The sequence below is a fragment of the Salipiger thiooxidans genome, assembly GCF_900102075.1.
In the GTDB taxonomy this organism is placed as follows: Bacteria; Pseudomonadota; Alphaproteobacteria; order Rhodobacterales; family Rhodobacteraceae; genus Salipiger; species Salipiger thiooxidans.
Genome location: NZ_FNAV01000012.1, coordinates 144,407 through 166,468 on the forward strand (window position 1 = coordinate 144,407; position 22,062 = coordinate 166,468).

21 protein-coding genes are annotated in these 22,062 nt (G+C 69.6%); 11 read left to right on the forward strand and 10 right to left on the reverse strand.

What is annotated here, in order from left to right; all coding sequences use genetic code 11:
• Positions 1–819, forward strand: a complete 819-nt coding sequence (gene cysE / locus BLQ77_RS18550) for a serine O-acetyltransferase (protein WP_008883738.1) — start codon at positions 1–3, stop codon at positions 817–819.
• A gap of 94 nt (positions 820–913) precedes the next feature.
• Here cysE and BLQ77_RS18555 read toward each other — a convergent pair whose 3' ends face one another.
• From BLQ77_RS18555 to pdhA, 4 genes are all read right to left on the reverse strand, one after another.
• Positions 914–2,101, reverse strand: coding sequence for an MFS transporter (locus BLQ77_RS18555; RefSeq protein WP_089961899.1), 1,188 nt, complete (start codon positions 2,099–2,101; stop codon positions 914–916).
• A gap of 214 nt (positions 2,102–2,315) precedes the next feature.
• Positions 2,316–3,638, reverse strand: coding sequence for a pyruvate dehydrogenase complex dihydrolipoamide acetyltransferase (locus BLQ77_RS18560; protein ID WP_089961902.1), 1,323 nt, complete (start codon positions 3,636–3,638; stop codon positions 2,316–2,318).
• Positions 3,639–3,651: 13 nt separating this feature from the next.
• The gene (locus BLQ77_RS18565; protein WP_089961905.1) at positions 3,652–5,028 is read right to left on the reverse strand and encodes a pyruvate dehydrogenase complex E1 component subunit beta; all 1,377 of its coding nucleotides are present in this window, start codon (positions 5,026–5,028) and stop codon (positions 3,652–3,654) included.
• An 18-nt stretch (positions 5,029–5,046) separates the two neighbouring features.
• Entirely contained in the window at positions 5,047–6,069 is a 1,023-nt protein-coding gene (pdhA, locus tag BLQ77_RS18570; RefSeq protein ID WP_089961907.1) for a pyruvate dehydrogenase (acetyl-transferring) E1 component subunit alpha, read from the reverse strand.
• 223 nt (positions 6,070–6,292) lie between these two features.
• On the opposite strand from pdhA, the gene BLQ77_RS18575 reads away from it, so the two are divergent.
• Complete coding sequence (locus BLQ77_RS18575; protein WP_089961910.1) at positions 6,293–6,847, forward strand: helix-turn-helix domain-containing protein; 555 nt, start codon at positions 6,293–6,295, stop codon at positions 6,845–6,847.
• Positions 6,844–7,371: a GNAT family N-acetyltransferase gene (locus tag BLQ77_RS18580; protein WP_089961913.1), complete on the forward strand. Its 528-nt coding sequence runs from the start codon at positions 6,844–6,846 to the stop codon at positions 7,369–7,371. The genes BLQ77_RS18575 and BLQ77_RS18580 overlap by 4 nt, the downstream gene beginning before the upstream one ends.
• Positions 7,372–7,824: 453 nt before the next feature.
• On the opposite strand, the gene gatB is transcribed toward BLQ77_RS18580, so the two are convergent.
• Together gatB and BLQ77_RS18590 are read right to left on the reverse strand one after the other, a co-directional pair.
• A complete protein-coding gene (gene gatB / locus BLQ77_RS18585) occupies positions 7,825–9,339 on the reverse strand; it encodes an Asp-tRNA(Asn)/Glu-tRNA(Gln) amidotransferase subunit GatB (protein WP_089961915.1) in 1,515 nt (504 codons plus the stop codon).
• Complete coding sequence (locus tag BLQ77_RS18590) at positions 9,327–10,793, reverse strand: hypothetical protein (protein WP_089961918.1); 1,467 nt, start codon at positions 10,791–10,793, stop codon at positions 9,327–9,329. The genes gatB and BLQ77_RS18590 overlap by 13 nt, the downstream gene beginning before the upstream one ends.
• Before the next feature lie 131 nt (positions 10,794–10,924).
• On the opposite strand from BLQ77_RS18590, the gene BLQ77_RS18595 reads away from it, so the two are divergent.
• A complete protein-coding gene (locus BLQ77_RS18595) occupies positions 10,925–11,776 on the forward strand; it encodes a transglycosylase SLT domain-containing protein (RefSeq protein ID WP_089961921.1) in 852 nt (283 codons plus the stop codon).
• A 113-nt stretch (positions 11,777–11,889) separates the two neighbouring features.
• Here the strand turns inward: BLQ77_RS18595 and pepN are convergent, their stop codons facing one another.
• Positions 11,890–14,439: an aminopeptidase N gene (gene pepN, locus BLQ77_RS18600; RefSeq protein ID WP_089961924.1), complete on the reverse strand. Its 2,550-nt coding sequence runs from the start codon at positions 14,437–14,439 to the stop codon at positions 11,890–11,892.
• A 233-nt stretch (positions 14,440–14,672) separates the two neighbouring features.
• On the opposite strand from pepN, the gene BLQ77_RS18605 reads away from it, so the two are divergent.
• Positions 14,673–15,341: a DNA-3-methyladenine glycosylase I gene (locus BLQ77_RS18605; protein WP_089961927.1), complete on the forward strand. Its 669-nt coding sequence runs from the start codon at positions 14,673–14,675 to the stop codon at positions 15,339–15,341.
• Positions 15,342–15,356: 15 nt separating this feature from the next.
• On the opposite strand, the gene BLQ77_RS18610 is transcribed toward BLQ77_RS18605, so the two are convergent.
• A complete protein-coding gene (locus tag BLQ77_RS18610; protein ID WP_089961929.1) occupies positions 15,357–16,232 on the reverse strand; it encodes a LysR family transcriptional regulator ArgP in 876 nt (291 codons plus the stop codon).
• Positions 16,233–16,331: 99 nt separating this feature from the next.
• Between BLQ77_RS18610 and BLQ77_RS18615 the strand changes: the two genes are divergently transcribed.
• The 5 genes from BLQ77_RS18615 (at position 16,332) to BLQ77_RS18635 (ending at position 20,288) form a co-directional block, all read left to right on the forward strand.
• Positions 16,332–16,928 (forward strand): LysE/ArgO family amino acid transporter, encoded by a 597-nt coding sequence (locus tag BLQ77_RS18615; RefSeq protein WP_089961932.1) that lies wholly within the window; start codon positions 16,332–16,334, stop codon positions 16,926–16,928.
• Positions 16,929–17,113: 185 nt separating this feature from the next.
• Positions 17,114–18,025 carry a DMT family transporter gene (locus BLQ77_RS18620; protein WP_089961936.1) on the forward strand — a complete coding sequence of 304 codons (912 nt, stop codon included), beginning with the start codon at positions 17,114–17,116 and terminating at the stop codon, positions 18,023–18,025.
• Positions 18,026–18,136: 111 nt separating this feature from the next.
• The gene (locus BLQ77_RS18625) at positions 18,137–18,334 is read left to right on the forward strand and encodes a hypothetical protein (protein ID WP_089961939.1); all 198 of its coding nucleotides are present in this window, start codon (positions 18,137–18,139) and stop codon (positions 18,332–18,334) included.
• Between the two features lie 339 nt (positions 18,335–18,673).
• A complete protein-coding gene (locus tag BLQ77_RS18630; RefSeq protein ID WP_089961942.1) occupies positions 18,674–19,519 on the forward strand; it encodes a hypothetical protein in 846 nt (281 codons plus the stop codon).
• A 100-nt stretch (positions 19,520–19,619) separates the two neighbouring features.
• Positions 19,620–20,288, forward strand: a complete 669-nt coding sequence (locus tag BLQ77_RS18635) for a thermonuclease family protein (RefSeq protein ID WP_089961943.1) — start codon at positions 19,620–19,622, stop codon at positions 20,286–20,288.
• A 97-nt stretch (positions 20,289–20,385) separates the two neighbouring features.
• On the opposite strand, the gene BLQ77_RS18640 is transcribed toward BLQ77_RS18635, so the two are convergent.
• Positions 20,386–20,925, reverse strand: coding sequence for a glutathione peroxidase (locus BLQ77_RS18640; RefSeq protein WP_089961946.1), 540 nt, complete (start codon positions 20,923–20,925; stop codon positions 20,386–20,388).
• Between the two features lie 166 nt (positions 20,926–21,091).
• Here BLQ77_RS18640 and BLQ77_RS18645 point away from each other — a divergent pair, with 166 nt between their 5' ends.
• Positions 21,092–21,361: a DksA/TraR family C4-type zinc finger protein gene (locus BLQ77_RS18645; RefSeq protein ID WP_008884537.1), complete on the forward strand. Its 270-nt coding sequence runs from the start codon at positions 21,092–21,094 to the stop codon at positions 21,359–21,361.
• A 318-nt stretch (positions 21,362–21,679) separates the two neighbouring features.
• Here the strand turns inward: BLQ77_RS18645 and BLQ77_RS18650 are convergent, their stop codons facing one another.
• Entirely contained in the window at positions 21,680–21,934 is a 255-nt protein-coding gene (locus BLQ77_RS18650; RefSeq protein ID WP_089961947.1) for a hypothetical protein, read from the reverse strand.
• Positions 21,935–22,062 lie beyond the last annotated feature (128 nt).

A 22,062-nucleotide genomic window follows, 5' to 3' on the forward strand; every position in this document is an offset into this window, starting at 1 on the left:
ATGCCCGAAACCCGCGCCCGGATCGCAGAGTTTGACCCCGTATGGGATCGTATCACCCGCGAGGCTGAAGATGCCGTCGCCGCCGAGCCTCTGCTGGGCGGCATGGTGCACGTATCGGTGCTGCACCACGCCACGATCGAGGGGGCCCTGGCCTTCCGGATCTCGATGAAGCTCTCCAACGGCGAGATGTCCGAGCAGATCCTGCGCGAGATCTGCGACGAGGCCTATTCCTCGGACCCATCGCTGGCCCGCGCCGCGCGCGCCGACATCCGCGCGACGTTCGAGCGCGATCCGGCCTGCCACCGCTTCCTGCAGCCGCTGCTCTACTTCAAGGGCTTCCAGGCGGTGCAGAGCCAGCGCGTGGCGCATTGGCTCTGGGGGCAGGGGCGCAAGGATCTCGCGTTCTTCTTCCAGATGCGGGCCTCCGAGCTTTTCGGCGTCGACATCCACCCGGCCGCGAAGATCGGGCAGGGGATCATGATCGACCACGCCCACTCCATCGTGATCGGCGAGACCGCGGTGGTCGGCAACGACGTGTCGATCCTGCACTCGGTTACGCTCGGCGGCACCGGCAAGGAGGACGAGGACCGTCACCCCAAGATCGGCGACGGCGTGCTGATCGGGGCCGGGGCCAAGGTGCTCGGCAATATCCGCATCGGCAACGGCTCGCGGATCGCGGCGGGCTCGGTGGTGCTGGAAGAGGTGCCGCCCTGCAAGACCGTCGCGGGCGTGCCCGCCAAGATCGTCGGCGATGCGGGCTGCGACCAGCCCTCGCGCAGCATGGATCAGAAGCTCACCGGTTGTAACTGCTCGTCCTGACGGGCGCACCGGAGACCGGACATGAAAACGCCGGGCGCGAGACGCGCCCGGCGTTTTTTCGTTTCGGGGTCCGGGGCGTGCGGGCCGCGGAAGCTCAGGCCTGCGCGGGCCGCAGGGTGCGGCGCGGGCGGCCGTCGAGCCATGCCAGCGCCAGCGCCACGATGCCGGCCGCCGACAGCGCCGCACCGACGTAGCCGGTGGCGCTCCAGCCGTAGCCTGCCGCAAGCGCCATCCCCGCCAGCCATGGCCCCAGGGCGTTGGCGGCGTTGAAGGCGGCGTGGTTCAGCGCGGCGGCAAGGGTCTGGCCGTCGCCGGCCACATCCATCAGGCGCATCTGCAGCGGGATCACGAGGCCCGCGGTCAGCCCGAGCGCCATCACCGTGAGGCTCATGGCGATCCAGTCGCCCATCACCAGCGCGTAGACCAGCGTCACCGCGACCATGCCAACGAGCAGCACAAGCGTGCCGCCGAAATGCGACCAGTTGGCAAGGCGTCCGGCCCAGTAGTTGCCGAGCGTGGCGCCGATGCCGAAGCCCGAGAGCGCGAAGGGGATCACCCATTCCGGGGCGCCCGCCGCGTTGATCAGGGCGGCGGAGAAAAACGAGTAGACCGCGAAGACGCCGCCGAAGCCGATCGCGCCCACCAGCAGGGTCAGCCAGACCGCGCGGTTGGCCAGCGCCGAGAGCTCGCCCAGCGGGTTCGGCGCGGGGCCGTCCTGTGGCTGCGGCGCAACGCGGGCGATCATCAGCGCCGAGCCGGCCGCGATCACCGCCACCAGTACGAAGCACCAGCGCCAGCCGAAGGCCTGCCCGATCGCGCCCGCTGCCGGCACGCCGATGATGTTGGCGACGGTCAGCCCCATCAGCACCTGCGCGACCCCCGCGGCCTTGCGGCCCGCGGGCATCATCTCGGCGGCGAAGAGCATGCCGATGCCGAGGAAGGCCCCGTGCGGCAGCCCCGAGAGCACGCGCGAGATCACCAGTGTCTCGATCGAGGTGGCCATGGAGCTCAGCAGGTTGGCGAGCATGAAGAAGGTCATCAGCAGCACCAGCAGGAGCTTGCGCGGCAGGAAGCTGCCCAGCACCGCGAGCACCGGGGCACCCACCACCACGCCGATGGCATAGGCGCTCACCGCGTGGCTGGCGGTGGGTTCGCCCACGCCGAGATCGGCCGCGTAGTAGGGCAGCAGGCCCATGGCGGCAAACTCCGTCACCCCGATGGCGAAGGCGCCAAGCGCGAGGGACAGGATCGTCAGGCGGGCCTGGCGGTCGGTGTAGACCATGGATCAGCTCCGGAATTGCAGGGGACTCGGAACGCGGCAGACGTGGGAAATCCTGCCGCGTTGCAGCATGTCCTACGCTAACGGAGAGGGAGGGCGCGGCACAAGCCATGCTCTTTGCAAGGGTGCCATTCCGCGAAAACATGAGTGGCGGATAAAGGAAACGCCCGCCGGTGGGCGGCGGGCGTCTCAGACGATGCGGTCCTGACAGACAGGGTCAGGCGAGCATCACCATGGGGTTCTCGAGGTTCTCGACGATGGCCTGCAGCAGCTCGGCCCCGAGCGCGCCGTCGATGACCCGGTGGTCGACCGAGAGCGTCACCGACATCACCGTGGCCACGGTCAGCTCGCCATCGGCACCGACGACTGGCTTCTTGACGCCCGCACCCACGGCGAGGATGGCGCCGTGCGGCGGGTTGATCACCGCGTCGAAGTTGTCGATGCCGAACATGCCGAGGTTGGAGATCGCGAAGCTGCCGCCGACGTATTCATGCGGCGCGAGCTTGCGGTTCCGGGCCCGGCCCGCGAGGTCCTTCATCTCTGCCGAGAGGGCGGAGAGCGACTTCATCTCGGCGTCCTTGAGCACCGGGGTGAAGAGCCCGCCGTCCACCGCCACGGCGACCGCCACGTCCGAGGGCTTGAGCTTGAGCATCCGGTCGCCGGCCCAGACCGCGTTCGCGTCCGGCACCGACTGCAGCGCCAGCGCGCAGGCCTTGATGATGAAGTCGTTGACCGAGAGCTTCACGCCGCGGCCCTCGAGCTGCTTGTTCAGCTGCGAGCGGAACTTGAGCAGCGCGTCGAGCTTGATGTCGCGGCGCAGGTAGAAATGCGGGATGGTCTGCTTGGCCTCGGTGAGGCGGGCAGCCACGGTCTTGCGCATGCCGTCGAGCTTGACCTCTTCGTAGTCGCGCCCCTCGTACATCTTCATGACCTGCTCGGCGCCGGGGCCCGCGGGCATCGCGGCGGCGGCGGGCTTGGCCGCGGGGGCCTCGGCGGCGGCTGCCGCGGGTTTCGCCGCAGGGGCCGCGGAAGCCCCTTCGACGTCTGCCTTGACGATGCGGCCATGCGGGCCCGAGCCCTTGATCGCCGCGAGGTCCAGCCCCTTGTCGGCGGCGATGCGGCGCGCCAGCGGGGTGGCGAAGATGCGCTTGCCATCGGCGCCCTGCGGTGCGGCGGGCGCCGCGGCGGGGGCGGCCTTCTCGGAGCCCCCTTCGGGGGCCGCCTCGGCGGCCGGCTCGGACGCCTTCGGCGCCTCCGGTGCGGACGAGGAGGTGTCAGAGATGTCGGAGGCCGACTCGCCCTCTTCGAGGAGCACCGCGATGGGGGTGTTGACCTTCACCCCCTCTGAGCCCTCGGAGATGAGGATCTTGCCGATGGTGCCCTCGTCGACGGCCTCGAACTCCATCGTGGCCTTGTCGGTCTCGATCTCGGCGAGGATGTCGCCCGAGGACACGGTGTCACCCTCTTTCACCAGCCACTTGGCCAGCGTGCCCTCTTCCATGGTCGGAGACAGGGCGGGCATCAGGATTTCGGTGGGCATTGGTCTCGCTCCCTTACCGATAGGTGACTTGCTTGACTGCCTCGATCACCTCGGCGGTGGTCACCAGCGCGTGCTTCTCGAGGTTCGCGGCATAGGGCATCGGAACGTCCTTGCCGGTGCAGTTGATCACCGGGGCATCGAGGTAATCGAAGGCGTTCTGCATGATGTAGGCCGAGAGGTGGTTGCCGATGGCCCCCACCGGGAAACCCTCTTCCACGGTCACGCAGCGGTTGGTCTTCTTCACCGACTCGATGACGGTGCCGTAATCGAGCGGGCGCAGGGTGCGCAGGTCGATGACCTCGGCGTCGATGCCCTCGTCGGCCAGCTTCTCGGCGGCTTCCAGCGCGTACTGCATGCCGATGCCGAAGCTGACGATGGTGACGTCCTTGCCCTCGCGCCAGATCTTGGCCTTGCCGAAGGGCACGGTGAAGTCGTCCAGCGCCGGCACCTCGAAGGAGCGGCCGTAGAGGATTTCGTTCTCGAGGAAGATCACCGGGTTCGGATCACGGATCGCCGACTTGAGCAGGCCCTTGGCGTCCGCTGCCGAGTAGGGCATCGCCACCTTGAGGCCCGGGATCATCGCGTACCATGCCGCGTAATCCTGACTGTGCTGCGCACCCACGCGGGCGGCGGCGCCGTTGGGGCCGCGGAACACCATCGGGCAACCCATCTGGCCGCCGGACATGTAGAGCGTCTTGGCCGCCGAGTTGATGATCTGGTCGATCGCCTGCATGGCGAAGTTGAAGGTCATGAACTCGACGATCGGCTTCAGGCCGCCGAAGGCCGCGCCCACGCCGATGCCGGCGAAGCCGTGTTCGGTGATCGGCGTGTCGATGACGCGCTTCGAGCCGAACTCGTCCAGCAGGCCCTGGGTCACCTTGTAGGCGCCCTGGTACTCGGCCACTTCCTCGCCCATGACGAAGACGTTGGCGTCCGAGCGCATCTCCTCGGCCATGGCATCCCGCAGCGCCTCGCGCACGGTCTGGGTCTTCATCTCGGTGCCCTCGGGCCAGTCGGGCTCGACCGCCTTGGCCTTGGGGGTGGCCGGAGCCGAGGCGGGGGCCGCCTCGACCGGAGCAGCCGGGGTTTCTTGCGCCGGGGCGCTGTCGCCGGACGGGGCAGGGGACTCGGCGTCGTCGACGCTTTCGCCTTCCTCGACCATCACCGCGATGGGCGTGTTGACCTTCACGCCCTCGGAGCCTTCGGCCACGAGGATCTTGCCGACGATGCCCTCGTCGACGGCTTCGAATTCCATCGTCGCCTTGTCGGTTTCGATCTCGGCCAGGATGTCACCCGAGGACACGGTGTCGCCCTCTTTCACCAGCCATTTCGCCAGTGTGCCCTCTTCCATGGTGGGGGACAGGGCGGGCATCAGAATTTGCGTTGCCATTGCTTCGTCTCTCCTGCCTCAGGCCTCGATCGCGTCGCCCTGGGGCACGTCGTCGGAGTAGATGTCGGTCCAGAGCTCGTCGAGCGCAGGTTCCGGGCTCTCCTTGGCGAACTCGGCCGAGGCGTTCACGATGTCCTTGATTTCCTTGTCGATCGCCTTGAGGTCGTCCTCGGTGGCGTGCTTGCCCTGAAGCAGCAGGTCACGGACGTTCTGGATGCAGTCGCGCTCTTCGCGCATCTTCTGCACCTCCTCGCGGGTCCGGTACTTGGCCGGGTCCGACATGGAGTGACCGCGGTAGCGGTAGGTCTTGATCTCGAGGATGTAGGGGCCCTTGCCCGCGCGGCAGTGCGCGACGGCCTTATCGCCCGCTTCCTTCACCGCCAGCACGTCCATGCCGTCGACGATCTCGCCCTGGATGCCGAAGGGCGCGCCGCGGGTGTGGATGTCGTCGGTCGAGGTCGAGCGCTTCTGCGAGGTGCCCATGGCGTACTGGTTGTTCTCGATCACGAACACCACCGGCAGCTTCCAGAGGGCGGCCATGTTGAAGGTCTCGTAGACCTGGCCCTGGTTGGCGGCGCCGTCCCCGAAATACGTGAAGGTCACGCGCTTGTTCTCGAGGTAGTTGTCGGCGAAGGCGAGACCCGCGCCCAGCGGCACCTGCGCGCCGACGATGCCGTGACCGCCGTAGAAGTGCTTCTCGCGGCTGAACATGTGCATCGAGCCGCCCTTGCCCTTCGAGTAACCGCCTTCGCGGCCCGTGAGCTCGGCCATGACGCCGTTGGGGTCCATGCCGCAGGCCAGCATGTGGCCGTGGTCGCGATAAGAGGTGATGCGCTTGTCGCCCTCTTCCGCCGCGGCTTCGAGCCCGACGACGACGGCCTCCTGGCCGATGTAAAGGTGACAAAAGCCTCCGATGAGCCCCATACCGTAGAGCTGACCCGCCTTCTCTTCGAAGCGGCGGATGAGCAGCATATCACGGTAGTATTGCTTGAGCTCCTCGGGCGAGACGTTCGGCTTGGCAGCGGCTTTTCGGGCGGCCATGCGATTCCTCCCCAACTAGTTTAGTGTTAAACTTTCCGGCAGCCTAACTAGAGCGGGCGCGGGTGTCAAAGGGCTCGGACCACCTCGGCGGGAAAAATCGCACGCGGCGTCGCCGCGCGTTTGCCGGGCCCCCGGCCGGGGAGGGGCGAAAACCCTTGCATGGTGGGCGTTCAAGGCGCATATCTCGAATCCGGGAATAATTCCCGATATGCGTTGAGGCCCCATGTCCGACACCCTCACCTCCCGCCTGTCGCGCCGTCTTGCGCAGTTGCGCGCCGAGCGAGGCCTGACCCTCGACCAGCTCGCGTCGGCCAGCGGCGTCAGCCGCGCGGCGCTGTCGCGGCTGGAAAAGGCCGAGGTCAGCCCCACCGCCGAGGTGCTGGGCAAGCTCTGTACCGCCTACGGGCTCACCATGTCGCGGCTGCTGGCGATGGTCGAGGAAAGCGTCACGCCGCTGGTACCCCGGGACGCGCAGGCGGTCTGGCAGGACGCGGGCTTCACCCGCCGGGTGGTCTCGCCCGGCAGCGCGGCACTCGCGGCGGAGGTGCTGGAGTGCCGGCTCGACCCCGCCACCCGCATCGCCTACGACGCCGCGCCGGTGCCGGGGCTCGAGCATCACCTGGTGCTGCTCTCGGGGCGGCTTCAGGTCACGCTGGAGGGGCAGCTGCACGATCTGAGGCCCGGCGACGCGCTGCGCTACCGGCTGAGCGGCGGCTCCTGCTTCGAGACCCCGCCGGACGAGGGCGCACGCTACATGCTCGTGCTGGTGACGCCATGAGCCTCGTGATCCGCGAGCTGGGCCCGGACGAGGCCGAGGCGCTTGCCGCCGAGCTGGGCGCGCTCTTGCGCAACTGTGTCGAAGACGGCGCCAGCGTGGGCTTCGTGATGCCCTTCACCCAGGCCGAGGCCGAGGCGTTCTGGACCGCGAGCGTGTTTCCCTCGCTGCGCCGGGGGGGCCGGGTGCTCTGGGCTGCCTTCGAGGGCGGGGTGCTGGTGGGCACCGTGCAGCTGGCGCTCGAGATGATGCCGAACCAGGTTCACCGCGCCGAGGTCTCGAAGATGCTCGTCGCCCCCGCCCACCGCCGCCGCGGCCACGCGCGGGCCCTGATGTCCGCACTCCTCGCCCGCGCTACCGTGGAAGGGCGCAGCCTCGTCACCCTCGACACCCGCAGCGGCGACGCGGCGCAGCTCCTCTATGCCAGCCTCGGCTTCGAGGTGGCGGGCGAGATCCCCGGCTTCGCCCTCGCCCCCGAGGGCAGCGACCGGCGGGACGCCACCACCTACATGTATCGTCTGGGCTGAGCGCCTGACGTTGCGCCCGTGGCGGGCGGTGCAGGGGGCGCTGCCCCCGTCCCTGCGGGACTCCCCCGGAGTTTGTCTGGCAAGATGAAGGGTGGGGTTTGTGGTGTGGTTTCGGGGCGTGGATCGGGGGGAGTGTGTGTTGGGAGGTTAGCAGGGGGCGCTGCCCCCTCGGCGCGGTGCGCCTCACCCCCGGAGTTTATCTGGCAAGATGAAGGGGAGGGGCTGCCCTGGTGTTGGGGATCGCGAGGGGCGCGCGGACGGGTCGGTTTGGGCGGGGGCGCTGCCCCCCGCGGTGCGTGCGCGCCTCACCCCCGGAGTTTGCTGGCCAAGATGAAAGAGAGGGGCTGTGCCTGGGGTGGGGAGGTGCGGGAGGTTTGAGGTCGGGGCTGGAATGGGAAACGCCCGGGCTGTGGGGCCCGGGCGGTGTTTTGTTGGGATAATGGATCGGGAGGCTCAGAGGCCGAGGCGGGCGGCGACGATCTCGTTCACGGCCTTGGGGTTGGCCTTGCCGCCGGTGGCCTTCATCACCTGGCCCACGAACCAGCCCGCGAGCTTGGGGTTCTGCTTGGCCTTCTCGACCTGCGCCGGGTTGGCGGCGATGATCTCGTCCACCGCGGTCTCGATGGCGCCGGTGTCGGTCACCTGCTTCATGCCGCGCTCTTCGACGATCTTCTCGGGGTCGCCACCCTCGGTGTAGACGATCTCGAACAGGTCCTTGGCGATCTTGCCCGAGATGGCGTCCGAGGTGATCAGGCGGATGATGCCCGCGAGCTGCGTCGGCGTGACCGGGCTGTCCTCGATCGAGTGGTCTTCCTTCTTGAGGCGGCCGAAGAGCTCGTTGATGACCCAGTTGGCGGCCAGCTTGCCGTCGCCCGCATCGCCCGCGACCTGCTCGAAATAGGCGGCGTTCGCCACTTCGGCGGTCAGCACGCCCGCGTCGTATTCCGACAGGCCGAACTCGGTGACGAAGCGCGCCTTCTTGGCGTCGGGCAGCTCGGGCAGGGAGGCGGCGATGTCGTCCACCCAAGCCTGCTCGATCTCGAGCGGCAGCAGGTCGGGGTCGGGGAAGTAGCGGTAGTCGTGCGCCTCTTCCTTGGAGCGCATCGAGCGCGTCTCGCCCTTGTCCGGATCGTAGAGACGGGTTTCCTGGTCGATGGAGCCGCCGGCCTCGAGGATGGCGATCTGGCGCTTCGCCTCGTAGTCGATGGCCTGCTGGATGAAGCGCATCGAGTTCATGTTCTTGATCTCGCAGCGGGTGCCGAGATGGCCGAAGTCCTGCGTCTCCTGGTAGCGCTCGTAGGCGCCGGGCAGGCAGACCGAGACGTTCACGTCGGCGCGCAGGTTGCCGTTCTGCATGTTGCCGTCGCAGGTGCCGAGATAGCGCAGGATCTGGCGCAGCTTGCCGACATAGGCGGCGGCCTCTTCGGGGCCGCGGATGTCGGGGCGCGAGACGATCTCCATCAGCGCCACGCCGGTGCGGTTGAGATCGACGAAGGACATGTTCGGATCCATGTCGTGGATCGACTTGCCGGCGTCCTGCTCGATGTGGATGCGCTCGATGCGCACCAGCCGCGCGATGCCTGGCTCCATGTCCACCAGCACCTCGCCCTCGCCCACGATCGGGTGATAGAGCTGGCTGATCTGGTAGCCCTGTGGAAGGTCCGGGTAGAAGTAGTTCTTGCGGTCGAATGCGGATTTCAGGTTGATCTGCGCCTTCAGGCCCAGCCCGGTGCGCACCGCCTGCTCGACGCAGTACTCGTTGATGACCGGCAGCATGCCGGGCATGGCCGCGTCCACGAAGGACACGTTGGAGTTCGGCTCGGCGCCGAACCGGGTCGAGGCGCCGGAAAACAGCTTGGCCTGGGACGAGACCTGGGCATGGATCTCCATCCCGATCACCAGTTCCCAGTCGTGTTTGGCCCCGGCAATGACCTTGGGTTTGGGGGCCTCGTAGCTCAGGTCAAGCATGGCGTATCCTCGTCTCGCTGATCGCGACGGGGATACGCCAGAGCGGAACAGGGGGCAAGGGTGCAGGAGGAACAGGGCGTGGGGGTGAGGGCGATCCCCGCCTCGGAGAAGCGGACCTGCCGTCCAAGGCGCAACTGATGGGCGAAATGCTCCGCCAGCGCCGAGAGCGCGCGCGACTTGCCGCGGCGCAGGCGCTCGCCGGCGTCAACGCTGCCGGGGATGGGCCGGGCGCGGGCCCAGAGGTCGGGGTGGATCTCGCGCAGGTGGTTGTGGACGATCCAGCCGAAGCAGCCGGCGATGCGCGCCTGCGCCGAGCGCGGCGCCGCGGCGCCCGAAAGCGAGAGGCCGCAGAAGGCGGCGAGCTGGTTGGCCATGTGCTGGTCGGGGCGGCGCGCGAGGATGTCGTGCAGCGCCTCGGCGAAAAGCTCGCCGTCGACCGCCGCGAAGGCGCCGGCCTCGCCGCTGGCCAGCGCGTCGAACCAGACCCAGGCGTAGGCGCCGCTGCCCCAGAGGTCGGCGGTGCGCCCGGCGGTGCGGCGCGCCTCGTGGTCGAGTCGGTCCCAGTTGCCGAAGCGCGAGGGCCGCAGGTCGCGCCCCAGCGCGCGCATGTGGTCGGGGCAGGCCGGGTCGAGGTCGATGAGGTCCTCGTAATCGTCGATCACCCGCGCCTCGGGGCGGGGCTCGAGCTCGAGCAGGGCGCAGCGCACGGCGGCAAGCGCGGGCGAGTCGCATTCCAGCGGATCGAAGCGCGCCACCAGCCGCTGTGCCGCCTCGAGATGCTGGGCGCGGGCGTCGCGGCGCAGGGCGCCGGGCACGGGGGCGCCGGGGCGTCCGGCCCAGCCGCGCGCCACCGCGAGATGCGCCAGCGCCGGCACCAGCGCCAGCCACGGGTCGCGCTCGACGTGGTCGATGGCGTCGCGCAGGGCGAAGAGGCTGGCGCGGGCGGCGGTGGGATCGTTGCGCCCGGCCGCGGCCAGCGCGCTTTCCACCGCGTCGGAATGCGCGCCCTCGGCCAGCAGCCGCGCCACCGGGGTGCCGCCCAAGGTGGCGGCGCGATCGATGTCGGCCTCGCGCAGGCCGCGGGCCAGCGTCTCCCAGTCGTCCTGCCGGGCGAGGAAGCGGCCCTGCGTGCGCAGCCTCCCGCGCTCGGCGGACTCGGGCGGGCTGTCGCGGAAGGGGATGTCGATCTGCCGGGGGTGACGGCCATCGCGACAGGCCTCGGGAAGCTCCTCGTCGGCGGGGACGGGGCGGGGCTGGGGACGGGCGGCCGAGCGGGGGCGGGCACGCCATCCGGCCAGCTGCGCAGAGAGCGCGCGGACGGCCGGAAGTACCGATGGAAGTACGGACGGACGTACGGTGGAGGGCTTGTCGGAGTTGATCATGGCCACGAAACTGACCGTGGATTCGGGCACCTTGAGGGCGGGCTCGCGAACAAGCGGCGGCAATCCGCCCATGGCCGCAGGGGGCTCGCCTTATTGAGTCCCAATGGGTTAACGCAGGTTCCTGCGGAGAGGTTCCCGGGTCGGCCGATTTCGCAGGCGCAGAAAACTTTACCGGAAAGCGCCCGTATGGCATGGGTTCAGCCATGCTGCCACGTCTGTTTTCCATACTGGCGGCGCTGCTGATCGCAAGCGCTGCACATTCGGACCCGCTTCCGTTTCCGCTTCCCCCGACCGAGTCGGTGCACGCGGTGTCTTCCTCGGTGCGCCCGCTCGCCCGCCGGACGACCATCCCCGAAGCCCGCTGGGGCACCAAGGGCGGGCGCAACACCTGGTCGCTCGCGGCGCTCTCGGCGCTGCGCGGGCCGGCGAGCCGGCTGCCCGAGATCGTTCCCGACGACATCGCGACCTGGTGCCCGGCCTACCCGAGCGCCGGCCGCGAGGACCGCGAGGCGTTCTGGCTTGGGCTGGTCTCGGCGCTGGCCAAACACGAGAGCACCTATCGCCCCACCGCGGTGGGCGGCGGCGGGCTCTGGTACGGGCTGCTGCAGATCCTGCCCTCGACCGCGCGGCTCTACGGCTGCCAGGCGGGCAGCGGCGACGCGCTCAAGGATCCGCGCCTGAACCTTGCCTGCGGGCTGCGCATCATGGCCAAGACCGTGTCGCGTGACCGCGTGGTGAGCCGCAACATGCGCGGCGTGGCCGCCGACTGGGGCCCGTTCCACAGCCGCACCAAGCGCGAGGATATGATCGCATGGACCCGCGCGCAGCCCTATTGCGCCGGCCTGCCGCGCTCGCTGAAGCCGGTTGCCCGGCCCGACGCCTGGGGCGCGCCCGCCGTCATGGCCTCGGCCGAGCTGCCGCAGTCGGACATGGTCATTGCGCTGAGCGAGAACGGCACCATCCTGCGCCCGGTCGACCACTCGGCCGAGCCTGTGATCGCCACCTCGGGCCACGACCACCGTGCGCCCGCCGGGGCCTACAGCCGGTTCGAATGAGCCGGGGCTGAGGTTCCGCCGGGCGCCCTCAGGCCCGGTCTGCAAGACGATACCGGACGCCACTCACGGAGCGCCGGGGGCCCAGCCCCCGGCGTTTTTCTTTGGTGCCGGGTTCAGCCCAGCAGGCGGGTGACCATCTCGGTCACGTCCCGCGACAGGCCGGGCCGGGCGGCGATGCGCTCGAGCGCGGCCTTCATCAGCGCCTGCCGGTCGGCGTCGTAGCGCTTCCACGTCTGGAAGACCGAGCACATGCGGGCGGTGGTCTGCGGGTTCTTCTCGTCGAGCTTGATGAGCCAGTCGGCAAGGAACCGGTAGCCGCTGCCGTCCCTGGCGTGGAAACCCGCGTGGTTCATCGCCAGAGAGCCCATCACCGCGCGGAAGCGATTGGGGTTCTTCCAGTCGAAATCGGCCCGCTCGGTGAGCGCGGCGGCACGGGCGACGGCCTTTTCCGGTGCGGTGGCGGCGACCTGCAGCGCGAACCACTTGTCCATCACCAGCCGGTCGTCCTTCCACTGCGCCTCGAAGGCGGCAAGGGCGGCATCCTCGGCCCCGGCGGTGATCAGGCAGGAGAGCGCGCTCAGCTGCATGGTCATGTTGTCGGCGGCGTCGTACTGCGCCTGCGCCGCCTTGCCGCCATCGAGCCGGGTCTGCAGCGACAGCACCGCGTTGCCGAGCGTGCGCTTGCCGGACTGTTCGGCGTCGGGCGCGTAGGGGGCATCGACCTGCGCCTCGGCCATCAGCTCGGGCAGCAGCGCCGACCAGCGCGTCGCCATGGCGTCGCGCAGGGTCTCGGTGGCGGCATAGATCGCGTCGGGATCCGGGGTCACACCACGGGCGTGCAGCATCTGCGCCAGCTCCGCCTGCGTCGGCAGCGCCAGCATCAGCGCCCGGAACGCCGGGTCGAGCGTCGTGTCGCGCAGCACCTGCTCAAGCGCGTCGATCCATGCCAGATCCGGCCCCGCGCCCTCGGTGATCATCGCCAGGAGACAGGCCCGGGCCAGATCGCGGCTCGCTTCCCAGCGGTTGAAGGCGTCGGTGTCATGGGCCAGCAGGAAGCTCTTTTCCTCGGCCGTGCTTTCGCGCATCAGCACCACCGGCGCCGAGAAGCCGCGCAGGATCGACGGTACGGGCTTCGCGTTCAGCCCCTCGAAGGTGAAGCTCTGGGTGGCCTCGGTCATCTCGAGCATGGTTGTCGGGACCACCTCGTCGCCATTGGGGTTCAGCAGGCCCACGGCGATCGGCAGCACCTGCGGCGCCTTCTCGGGCTGGCCGGGGGTGGGGGGCGTCTCCTGCGTGAAGGTCAGCGTGTAGGTGCCATCGGTGTAGTCGTCGCTGACCTTGAGATGCGGCGTGCCCGACTGCGAGTACCAGCGCTTGAACTGGGTGAGATCGCGGCCGGTGGAATCCTCGAAGACCTTCAGCCAGTCCTCGATGGTGCAGGCCTGACCGTCGTGCCGTTCGAAATAGAGGTCGAGCGCCTTGCCATAGGCCTCGGCCCCGACCAGACGGCGCAGCATCCCGATCACCTCGGCGCCCTTCTCGTAGACCGTGGCGGTGTAGAAGTTGTTGATCTCCTGGAAGCTCTCGGGCCGCACCGGGTGCGACAGCGGACCCTGGTCCTCGGGGAACTGGCGGGCGCGCAGGTCGATCACGTCCGAGATCCGCTTCACCTCGGCCGAGCGCATGTCCGAGGTGAACTGGCTGTCGCGGAACACCGTCAGCCCTTCCTTCAGGCAGAGCTGGAACCAGTCGCGGCAGGTGATGCGGTTGCCGGTCCAGTTGTGGAAATACTCGTGTGCGATGATCGCCTCGATGCGCTCGAAATTGGCGTCGGTCGAGGTCTCGGGCGACGCCAGAACGCAGGAGCTGTTGAAGACGTTGAGCCCCTTGTTCTCCATCGCGCCCATGTTGAAGTCGTCGACGGCCACGATATTGAAGATGTCGAGATCGTATTCCCGGCCGTAGACCTCTTCGTCCCAGCGCATGGAATCCTTCAGCGCCTGCATGCCGAAGGCGCATTTGCCCTCGTCGCCGGGGCGCACGTAGATGTTCAGCTCGACCTCGCGGCCGGACATGGTGGTGAAGCTGCCCGGGTGGTTCAGCAGCTCGCCCGCCACCAGCGCGAAGAGATAGGCGGGCTTGGGCCACGGATCGTGCCACTCGGCCCAGCCCTCGCCCTGCGCCACCGGGTTGCCGTTCGACAGCTTGACGGGCTCGTCGCCCTCGATGCGCACGGTGAAGACCGACATCACGTCGGGGCGGTCGGGGTAGTAGGTGATCTTGCGGAAGCCCTCGGCCTCGCATTGCGTGCAGTACATGCCGTTCGACATGTAGAGCCCCTCGAGCGCGGTGTTGGCGGCGGGGGCGATCTCGACCTCGCTCTCCCACAGGAAGCCGCCCTCGGGCACGTCGCATTCGAGCCCCTCGGCGGTCAGCACCGGCGTGACCTCGGTGCCGTCGATGCTGGCCCGGATCAGCCGCAGGTCCTCGCCATGCAGGAAGAAGCGCTGCGCGGGGGCGTCCGGGTTGGGCTCGAAGCGGATGCGCGAGCGGACGCGGGTCGCGTCGGGCGACAGCGCCACCGTGAGGTGCACGTCGGCCACCTGCCAGCCGAAGGGGGTGTAATCCTTGAGATAGATGGTCTGGGGGCTTGCGTCTTTCATGCTCTCTCTCTCGTCCTCTCGCTGCGCGGGCCCGGGACCCGCGCCGTTTGGCCAAGTGTTAGGCCCAGCGGGGGCGGGCGGCAACCGCGCCGCCGGAATTTCCCTGAAGGCCCCTTTGGCCGGGGGCGTCGCCGCGCCGGGGCGGCCTGTCGCGAGGCCACGGTTCACAATGTGTTCTTTACCTCGCGCCGCTCCTCCGGCAGTCTTCGCCCGAGCCGTACGCGGAGAGCCCCATGCGCCGTTTCGAAGAGATCCTCGCCATCGCCATCGACCGCAAGGGCAGCCGCGAGGCGGTGCTGGGCGATGCCCCGGTGCCCCGCTCTGCCGACGAGATCGCCGCCATCCCCGACGACCGCTGGCTCGCGGGCATGGCGCGCGGCATCTTCCAGGCAGGCATCAGCTGGACCGTGGTCGAAAGCAAGTGGCCCGGCATCGAAGAGGCCTTCCACGGCTTCGACACCGGGCGCTGCGCGATGATGTCGGACGACTGGTTCGACGCGCTGCTGGGCGACCGGCGGGTGATCCGCTCGGGTCCCAAGATCGCCGCCATCCGCGACAACGCCGTCTTCATCCGCGAGACCGCCGCCGCCTCGGGCAGCTTCGGGCGGCGGGTTGGGGACTGGCCGGCGGGCGATTTCATCGGCCTGCTCGACTGGCTCAAGCGCGAGGGCGCGCGGCTCGGTGGCAACACCGGCGCCTACCTGCTGCGCGGCATGGGCAAGGACGGCTTCCTGCTGAGCCGCGACGTGGTCGCCCGCCTCGTGGCCGAGGGGGTGATCGACAAGGCCCCGGGCTCGCGCAAGGCCATGGTGCCGGTGCAGGAGGCCTTCGACCGCTGGGCGGCGGAAAGCGGCGAGAGCTTCACCACCATCAGCCGGGTGCTGGCGCGCAGCATCGGCTGAGCCGCCCGGCCTGCGTCAGTCGGGGATCAGCGCCGCCGCAGCGGTCCGCCGCACCGAGGCGGTGAGCCCCGAAAGCGCCCCTGCCACCAGCCGGTTCACCTGCCAGTAAAGCGCCACGTCGCGCGGCGCGGTGGGCATCAGCGGCACCAGCAGACCCTTGGCAATCGCCTTCACCACCAGCGGCTTGGGGTTCAGCCCCCAGCCGAGCCCCAGCCGCGCAGCCTCGACGAAGCCCTGCGACGAGGGCAGGCGGTGGACCGGCGGCAACAGGTTCTCGCCGGTGACCTCGCGCAGCCAGTCGTGCTGCATCCGGTCCTTGGCGTTGAACTGCAGCATCGGCGCGCGGGTGAGGGCGGCGGCGGTGACGCCCTCGGCGAAAAAGCGGCGATGGAAGGACGGCGCACAGGTCGCGACGTAGCGCAGCCGTCCCAGCGGATGGACGTCACAGCCCTGTACGGCGCGGCCATGGGCGGTGATCGCAGCCGAGACCTCGCCCCGCCGCAGCCAGTCGGCGGAGTGGGTCTCGTCGTCGAGCGCGATGTCGAAGAGCAGGTCCTGCCCGGCCAGCGCCGGCAGGAACCACGTCGAAAGGCTGTCGGCATTCACCGCCAGCCGCAGCCGTGCCGGGGCGGCGGGCAGCAGCAGATCCCGCGCCAACGCCGCATCCAGCAGCGCGATGTCCGAGGCGTGCCGCGCCAGCCGCGCACCGGCGGGGGTGGCGGTGCAGGGGGCGCCGCGCAGCACCAGCGCGGTGCCGACGCGGTCTTCGAGCGCCTTGATCCGCTGCGAGATCGCCGAGGGCGTGACATGCAGCGCACCGGCGGCGGCGTCGAAGCTGCCGAGACGCAGCACCGCGTCGAGCGCGGCCAGCTGGGCGGGGTCGTGTGACATTAGCAGAACTTATCCAGATACAGATCGTTTAACTAGCCTGATCTGAAGCCGGCTGCTACCTCCGCCGGCACCACGAGTGCAAGGGCAGGAGAGAGACACATGCAGGCGGCACTGGCGGGCTTTTCACTGGGGATGTCGCTGATCGTGGCGATCGGCGCGCAGAACGCCTTCGTGCTGCGGCAGGGCATCGTGCGGGCGCATGTCTTCCCGGTGGCGGCGATCTGCGCCGCCTCGGACGCGGTGCTGATCGCGGCGGGGGTCGCGGGCTTCGGCGCGCTCACCGGCGCGCTGCCGTGGCTCGAGACCGCGATGCGCTGGGTCGGCGCCGCCTTCCTGCTCTGGTACGGCCTGCGCAGCTGGCGCGCGGCATGGCTGGGCGAGGGCGCGCTTCGGGCCGGGGCCGCCGCCGGCAGCCTGCGCGCCGCGGTGCTGACCTGCCTCGCGCTGACATGGCTCAACCCGCATGTCTACCTCGACACGGTGATGCTGCTGGGTGCGGTCTCGGCCCAGTACGAGGACCGCACCGGCTTTGCGCTGGGCGCGATGGCGGCCTCGGTGCTGTTCTTCTTCACGCTGGCCTATGCGGCGAGGCTGCTGGCGCCGGTTTTCGCGCGCCCGGCGGCGTGGCGGGTGCTCGACCTCGGCATCGGGGCGGTGATGCTGGCACTGGCGGCGCGGCTGGCCTCGGGGCAGTGATCCGGGGAGAGACCTCCGCCAGAACGCGCGTGCAGCAGGGTTGCCGCAGGCCGCCCGCCAAATCCCGTGCCGCGCGGCTCACGCAAGCCCCGCGCCAAAACGCGCGTGCCTGACGGTTCCCGCTGACCGCCCGCCACATCCCCGTGCCGCGCGGTTCCCGCTTGCACCCCTTCGTTGGCAGGCTAATGGTCCTCGCCATGACACGCGACGCTCAATCCCCTGTCAGGGGTGTTCTCTGGATGGTCGTGACGGGGCTTTGCTTCGTTGCGGTGACCGCGCTCGTGAAGATGCTGGGCGGTCGCGTTCCGGCGGCGGAATCCGCCTTCCTGCGCTACCTGCTGGGCCTCGTTCTGCTGTTGCCGGCGTGGCGCGATCTGCGCGGGCTGCAGATGACGCCGCGGCTCTGGGGCCTGACGGCGGTGCGCGGAGCGGCGCAGACCGTGGGCGTGATCTGCTGGTTCTTCGCGATGACCCGCATCCCGCTGGCCGAGGTCACGGCGATGAACTACCTGGCGCCGGTCTACATCACCATCCTCGCGGTCTTCGTCCTTGGCGAGCGCCTCGCCATCCGCCGCATGATGGCCATCGCCGCGGCCTTTGCCGGCGCGCTGCTGATCCTGCGCCCGGGCTTCCGCGAGCTCGACCCCGGCCATTTCGCCATGCTGGCGACGGCGGCGCTGTTCTCGGTCTCCTACCTCGTGGCCAAGATCGTCTCGGCCGAGCTGCCGGCGGCGGTGGTCGTGGCGCTCCTGTCGGTGTCGGTGACGCTGGGGCTCTTGCCCTTCGCGCTGGCGGTCTGGGTTACACCCTCGCTGACGGATTTCGGCATCCTCGTGGGCGTTGCCTGCTTCGCGACCGGCGGGCATTACGCCATGACGCTGGCCTTCGCGGCGGCGCCGGTGACCGTCACCCAGCCGGTGACCTTCCTGCAGCTGATCTGGGCGGTGCTCCTCGGCGCGGTGTTCTTCGGCGAACCGGCGGACGTCTGGGTGATGGCAGGCGGCGCCGTGATCATGGGCTCGGTGCTTTTCATCACCTGGCGCGAGGCGGTGCTGAAGCGCCGCATCGCCACCGCCGCGCCGCCGCCGCAGGGGTGAAGTGGGGAAACGCAGTGTTTCCCGTCCCACAAAAATCCCCGTCCTGAGCGCAGTTTCGCCCCAATTGGCCCGCAGCCTTCCCGGCATGCGAGGAGACGATTGGAGCGTGACATGTATCCCGAGACCAAGCCCGCCGAAGACCTGACCGAGATCCGCAGCTTCCTGCTGAGCGAGCGTGACAAGTCGCTTTCCGAAACCGAATGGCGGTTCCGGATGCGCGGCTACGGCTACAACCTCCGCCGCACCGAGCGCGGCATGGAGATCGCCCGCCTGCCGCAGAACGCGGTGTTGGGCACGCTCGAGATCTGAGCAGGGCACGCGGGCTGCGCCGGTGACCGGGCGCGGGTGACGGAGCGGGGGCTGCTCTTGGGCTGTGCCACCCTTCGGAGCCCGCGCCCTGGTCGCCGCCGGCGTGTCGCCGTGACGTCCGCGCCAGGGTACCCAATGGCGTGTCGCCAGTAAGCCAGCGGGCGCGTGGTCCAGAGGCGGCGCCCGGCTCCTGCCAGCGCGTCGCCCAACGGCAGGGCCACCGTGGCGCGATTGCCCGCACGCAAGATTACGGTGCGGGCTGTCGCAATCCTTGTAGCCTTGTCCGCAATCCGACGTATCATCCGGCAACATGCGCTTGTCTTCACTCGGATTCTCGGAATGGACGTTGTGGACCCCGTCTCTCTCTACAACCAGATCGCCATGCCTGCGCTGTCGCTGCCGGAGGTCGCCCTGCTGCTGTTCCTGTCGCTGCCCGCGGCGGCGGTGATCGGCTTCCGCACCGGCGCCCACCGGCGCCGGAGGTTGCTGGCGGCAGACAACAAGATCGAGCACGTGGTGGGCGAGACCACGCTCGGTGCCATCCTCGCGCTCCTGGGTCTGCTGCTGGCGTTCAGCTTCGGCAATGCCCTGAACCTCGCGCAGGCCCGGAAGGCGGCGGTGGTGGGCGAGGCCGCGGCCATCGGCACCGCCTTCCTGCGCGCCGATTACGTCGCCGAGCCCGCCCGGACCGAGCTGCAGAAGGCGCTGCTCGACTATGGCCGCAGCCGCATTCTGCCGATGGACGGCAGCCTTGCCACCACCGAGCAGGCCCGCGCCTTCCTCAAGGAGACGCTGACAGCGCAGGAGAAGCTCTGGCCGCTGACGCTGGAGGCCACCGCCGACCCGATGCCCGCGCCGCTGAAGGGATTCGTCGCGGGGGCGATGAACGACGCGCTCGACGCCCATCTCTACCGGGTCGAGCACCTGTCGAATCCGGTCTCGGACGTGGTGCTGAGCATGTTGCTGGCGGCGGCGCTGATGTCGCTGTTCCTGCTCGGCAACCGCAACGGCAGCAACGGCCGCGACCTTACGTGGCGAACCTTCGTGCTGTCGGGCTTCCTCTTCGTGGTGATGCTGACCATCGTCGACACCCAGCGCTCGGCCGAGGGGCTGGTGCGCACCGACGAGACCGCGCTGCTGGTCACGGTGCACGACATGGAACTGGCGCTCGCGGGGCGGAACTGAACGTGCGCCGGGACGGGTTGCGCGTGGCCCTGCGATAGGCTGTTAACCTTTCTTAACGGATCCCCTAGACCGCGCCGGAGTTATCGAGGACTCCGGCACCATGATCCGTATTGCCCTGTTTTTCCTGGCCCTCACCGCGGCCCAGCCGCTGCTGGCCGGCCCGTCGGGGTCGGTGCACGTGGTCGATGGCGACACTTTCGACGTCGGCGGCACGCGGGTGCGGCTGCATGGCATCGACGCCCCCGAGGCCGAGCAGATGTGCGGCGGCGACGGCGTGCCGATGTGGGCCTGCGGGGCCTGGGTCTCGGACGAGGTCCGGGTCCGCTACGAGGGCCGCGTCGCCCGCTGCGAACAGCGCGACACCGACCGCTACGGCCGGGTGGTGGCGACCTGCGTGATCGATGGCGAGGACGTGGGCCGGGCGTTGGTGCGCGACGGGCTGGCCTTCGCCTACCGGCGCTACGGCATGGACTACGACCTCGACGAGAAGGGCGCGGCGGTGCAGGAGCGCGGGCTGCACGGCGCGGGCGTGCAGTCGCCGGCGGCGTTCCGGGCGGCGGCACGTGCCGGCGCCGCGCAGGCCAATGCCGCCAGTGCTCCGGCGGGCTGCGTGATCAAGGGCAACGTTTCGCGCGATGGCAAACGCATCTACCACGTGCCCGGGCAGCAGTATTACGACGACACCCGCATCAGCCTCTCGAAGGGCGAGCGCTGGTTCTGCTCCGGGGCGGAAGCAGAAGCCGCGGGCTGGCGCAAGGCGCGCCGGTAGGGACCTGATGCGGGGCTGGACGGGGCCCTTGCCTGGCGGGGGGCCGGGACGTGCCGGGTGATTTGCCGGGGTGGCCCGCGCGGGAAGCGCCCGGGGTTCAGTCGAGCAGCGGCTCGATTTCCGAGACGATGGCCTCGGACATCGGCCGCGTGGTCGCGCCCCAGTCGGCGACGAATGTGCCGTCGGGTCCGATCAGTGCCTTGTTGAAGTTCCACGAGGGCTCGAACCCCTGCTCGGCGAGCCAGAGATAGAGCGGATGCGCCGCGTCGCCGCGCACCCGGGTGATCGTGGTCATCGGGATGTCGAGCCCGAAGGTCAGCTCGCAGAACTCCTTGACCTCGGCCTTGCTGCCGAGCTCCTGGCGGAAGTCGTTCGAGGGCACGGCGAGCACCACGAGCCCGCGCTCGCGGTAGCGGTCGTAGAGCTCCTGCAGCCCGTCGTACTGCGGGGTGAAACCGCAGCGCGAGGCGGTGTTGACCACCAGCACCGGGCGGCCCCGCCACTGGTCCAGCGACAGCGTGCCGCCGTCGATGTTGTCGAAGGTGAAGGGCTGGGCGGCGGCCAGCGGCGCCGCCGCGATGCGCGAGGCGATCAGGGGGAGGAGAAGCGTGGCGAGGGCGAACTGTCTGCGATGCATGGCGGCGGGTCCTTTCCAGCCAAGATAGCACGGATGGCGCCGGGTCAATGGGCGGGATCGGTGGTGCGGCGTGGGTGGCATGGGCGCGGCGCTGCGTGCGGGCGGGCGCATCGGTACTGGTCAGCGCGGGCGCGGGGGCGTAATCTGGTCCGTCAGGAGGTGCGCCATGGCCGGAGGCTGGAGCCGCGACGGAGCGGTGAACGAACAGATCGAGGCGTCGATCTCGGACGAGCTCGAACGCATGCGGGCGCGCAAGGCGCCGGTGGGCGAGAGCCTCATGGAATGCGCCGAGTGCGGCGAGGAGATCCCCGAGAAGCGGCGGCTCGCCATTCCCGGGGTGAAGCTCTGCATCGACTGCCAGCAGGAGCACGACGGCACCTACCGCGCGCGCTCGGGCATCAACCGGCGCGGCTCGAAGGATTCCCAGCTCAAGTGACGCCCCGGATGGCGTGACGTGATCGCGTGCCCCGATCTGGCGGTGCGGGCGCGAGGCGCGCCCGCGCAGGTCGTCTCGTCCCCGGCCTGTGGCCGTGTCCTCGGGTTGGCTCCCGTGGCGGGTGTTGGTGTGATACGGGTTGGTTTGGCAGGGTGTGGTTGGGGATGGCGCGAGTTGCCGAGAGGCGGCTGAGGGGCAGGTCTGCCCTCAGCGCGCCTTTCCGATGGTCGGGGGCGATTCCCCGCCGCCTCAAGGACGCACTGTGCGCGCCGCGCGGGGCGCGCGGTGGCCTGCGGCCATCCTTGACCCGCCGCGGAATCACCGGTTTTCGGAGGGCGGGTGCGGCTCGTCGGTTTCTTCCTCGGGAAGGGGTCGCGAGCCCGCGCCGATGCCGGCGCGGCGCAGGCCGGCGCGGTAGAGTGGCACGAGGTCCAGCATCGCCACCGCGAAGCCCAGCGGGATCATCCAGAATCCGAGGATCGGCAGGAAGCCGAGGATGCCGCCGCAGATCAGCAGCAGCCCCAGGACCAGCCGCAGGCCCGGCGGAACCCGCCGCCGGACATGCACGAGCATGCGGCGCAGTCTGGTTCTGAACGAGCGACCCTTGGAGGACGCCCCTGGGAGTTTCATCTCTCGTCTGCCTCGGTTTCGTCCACGCGAACGTGCGACGGGAAGCTCATGTCGGGTCGGCCGGTCTGTCT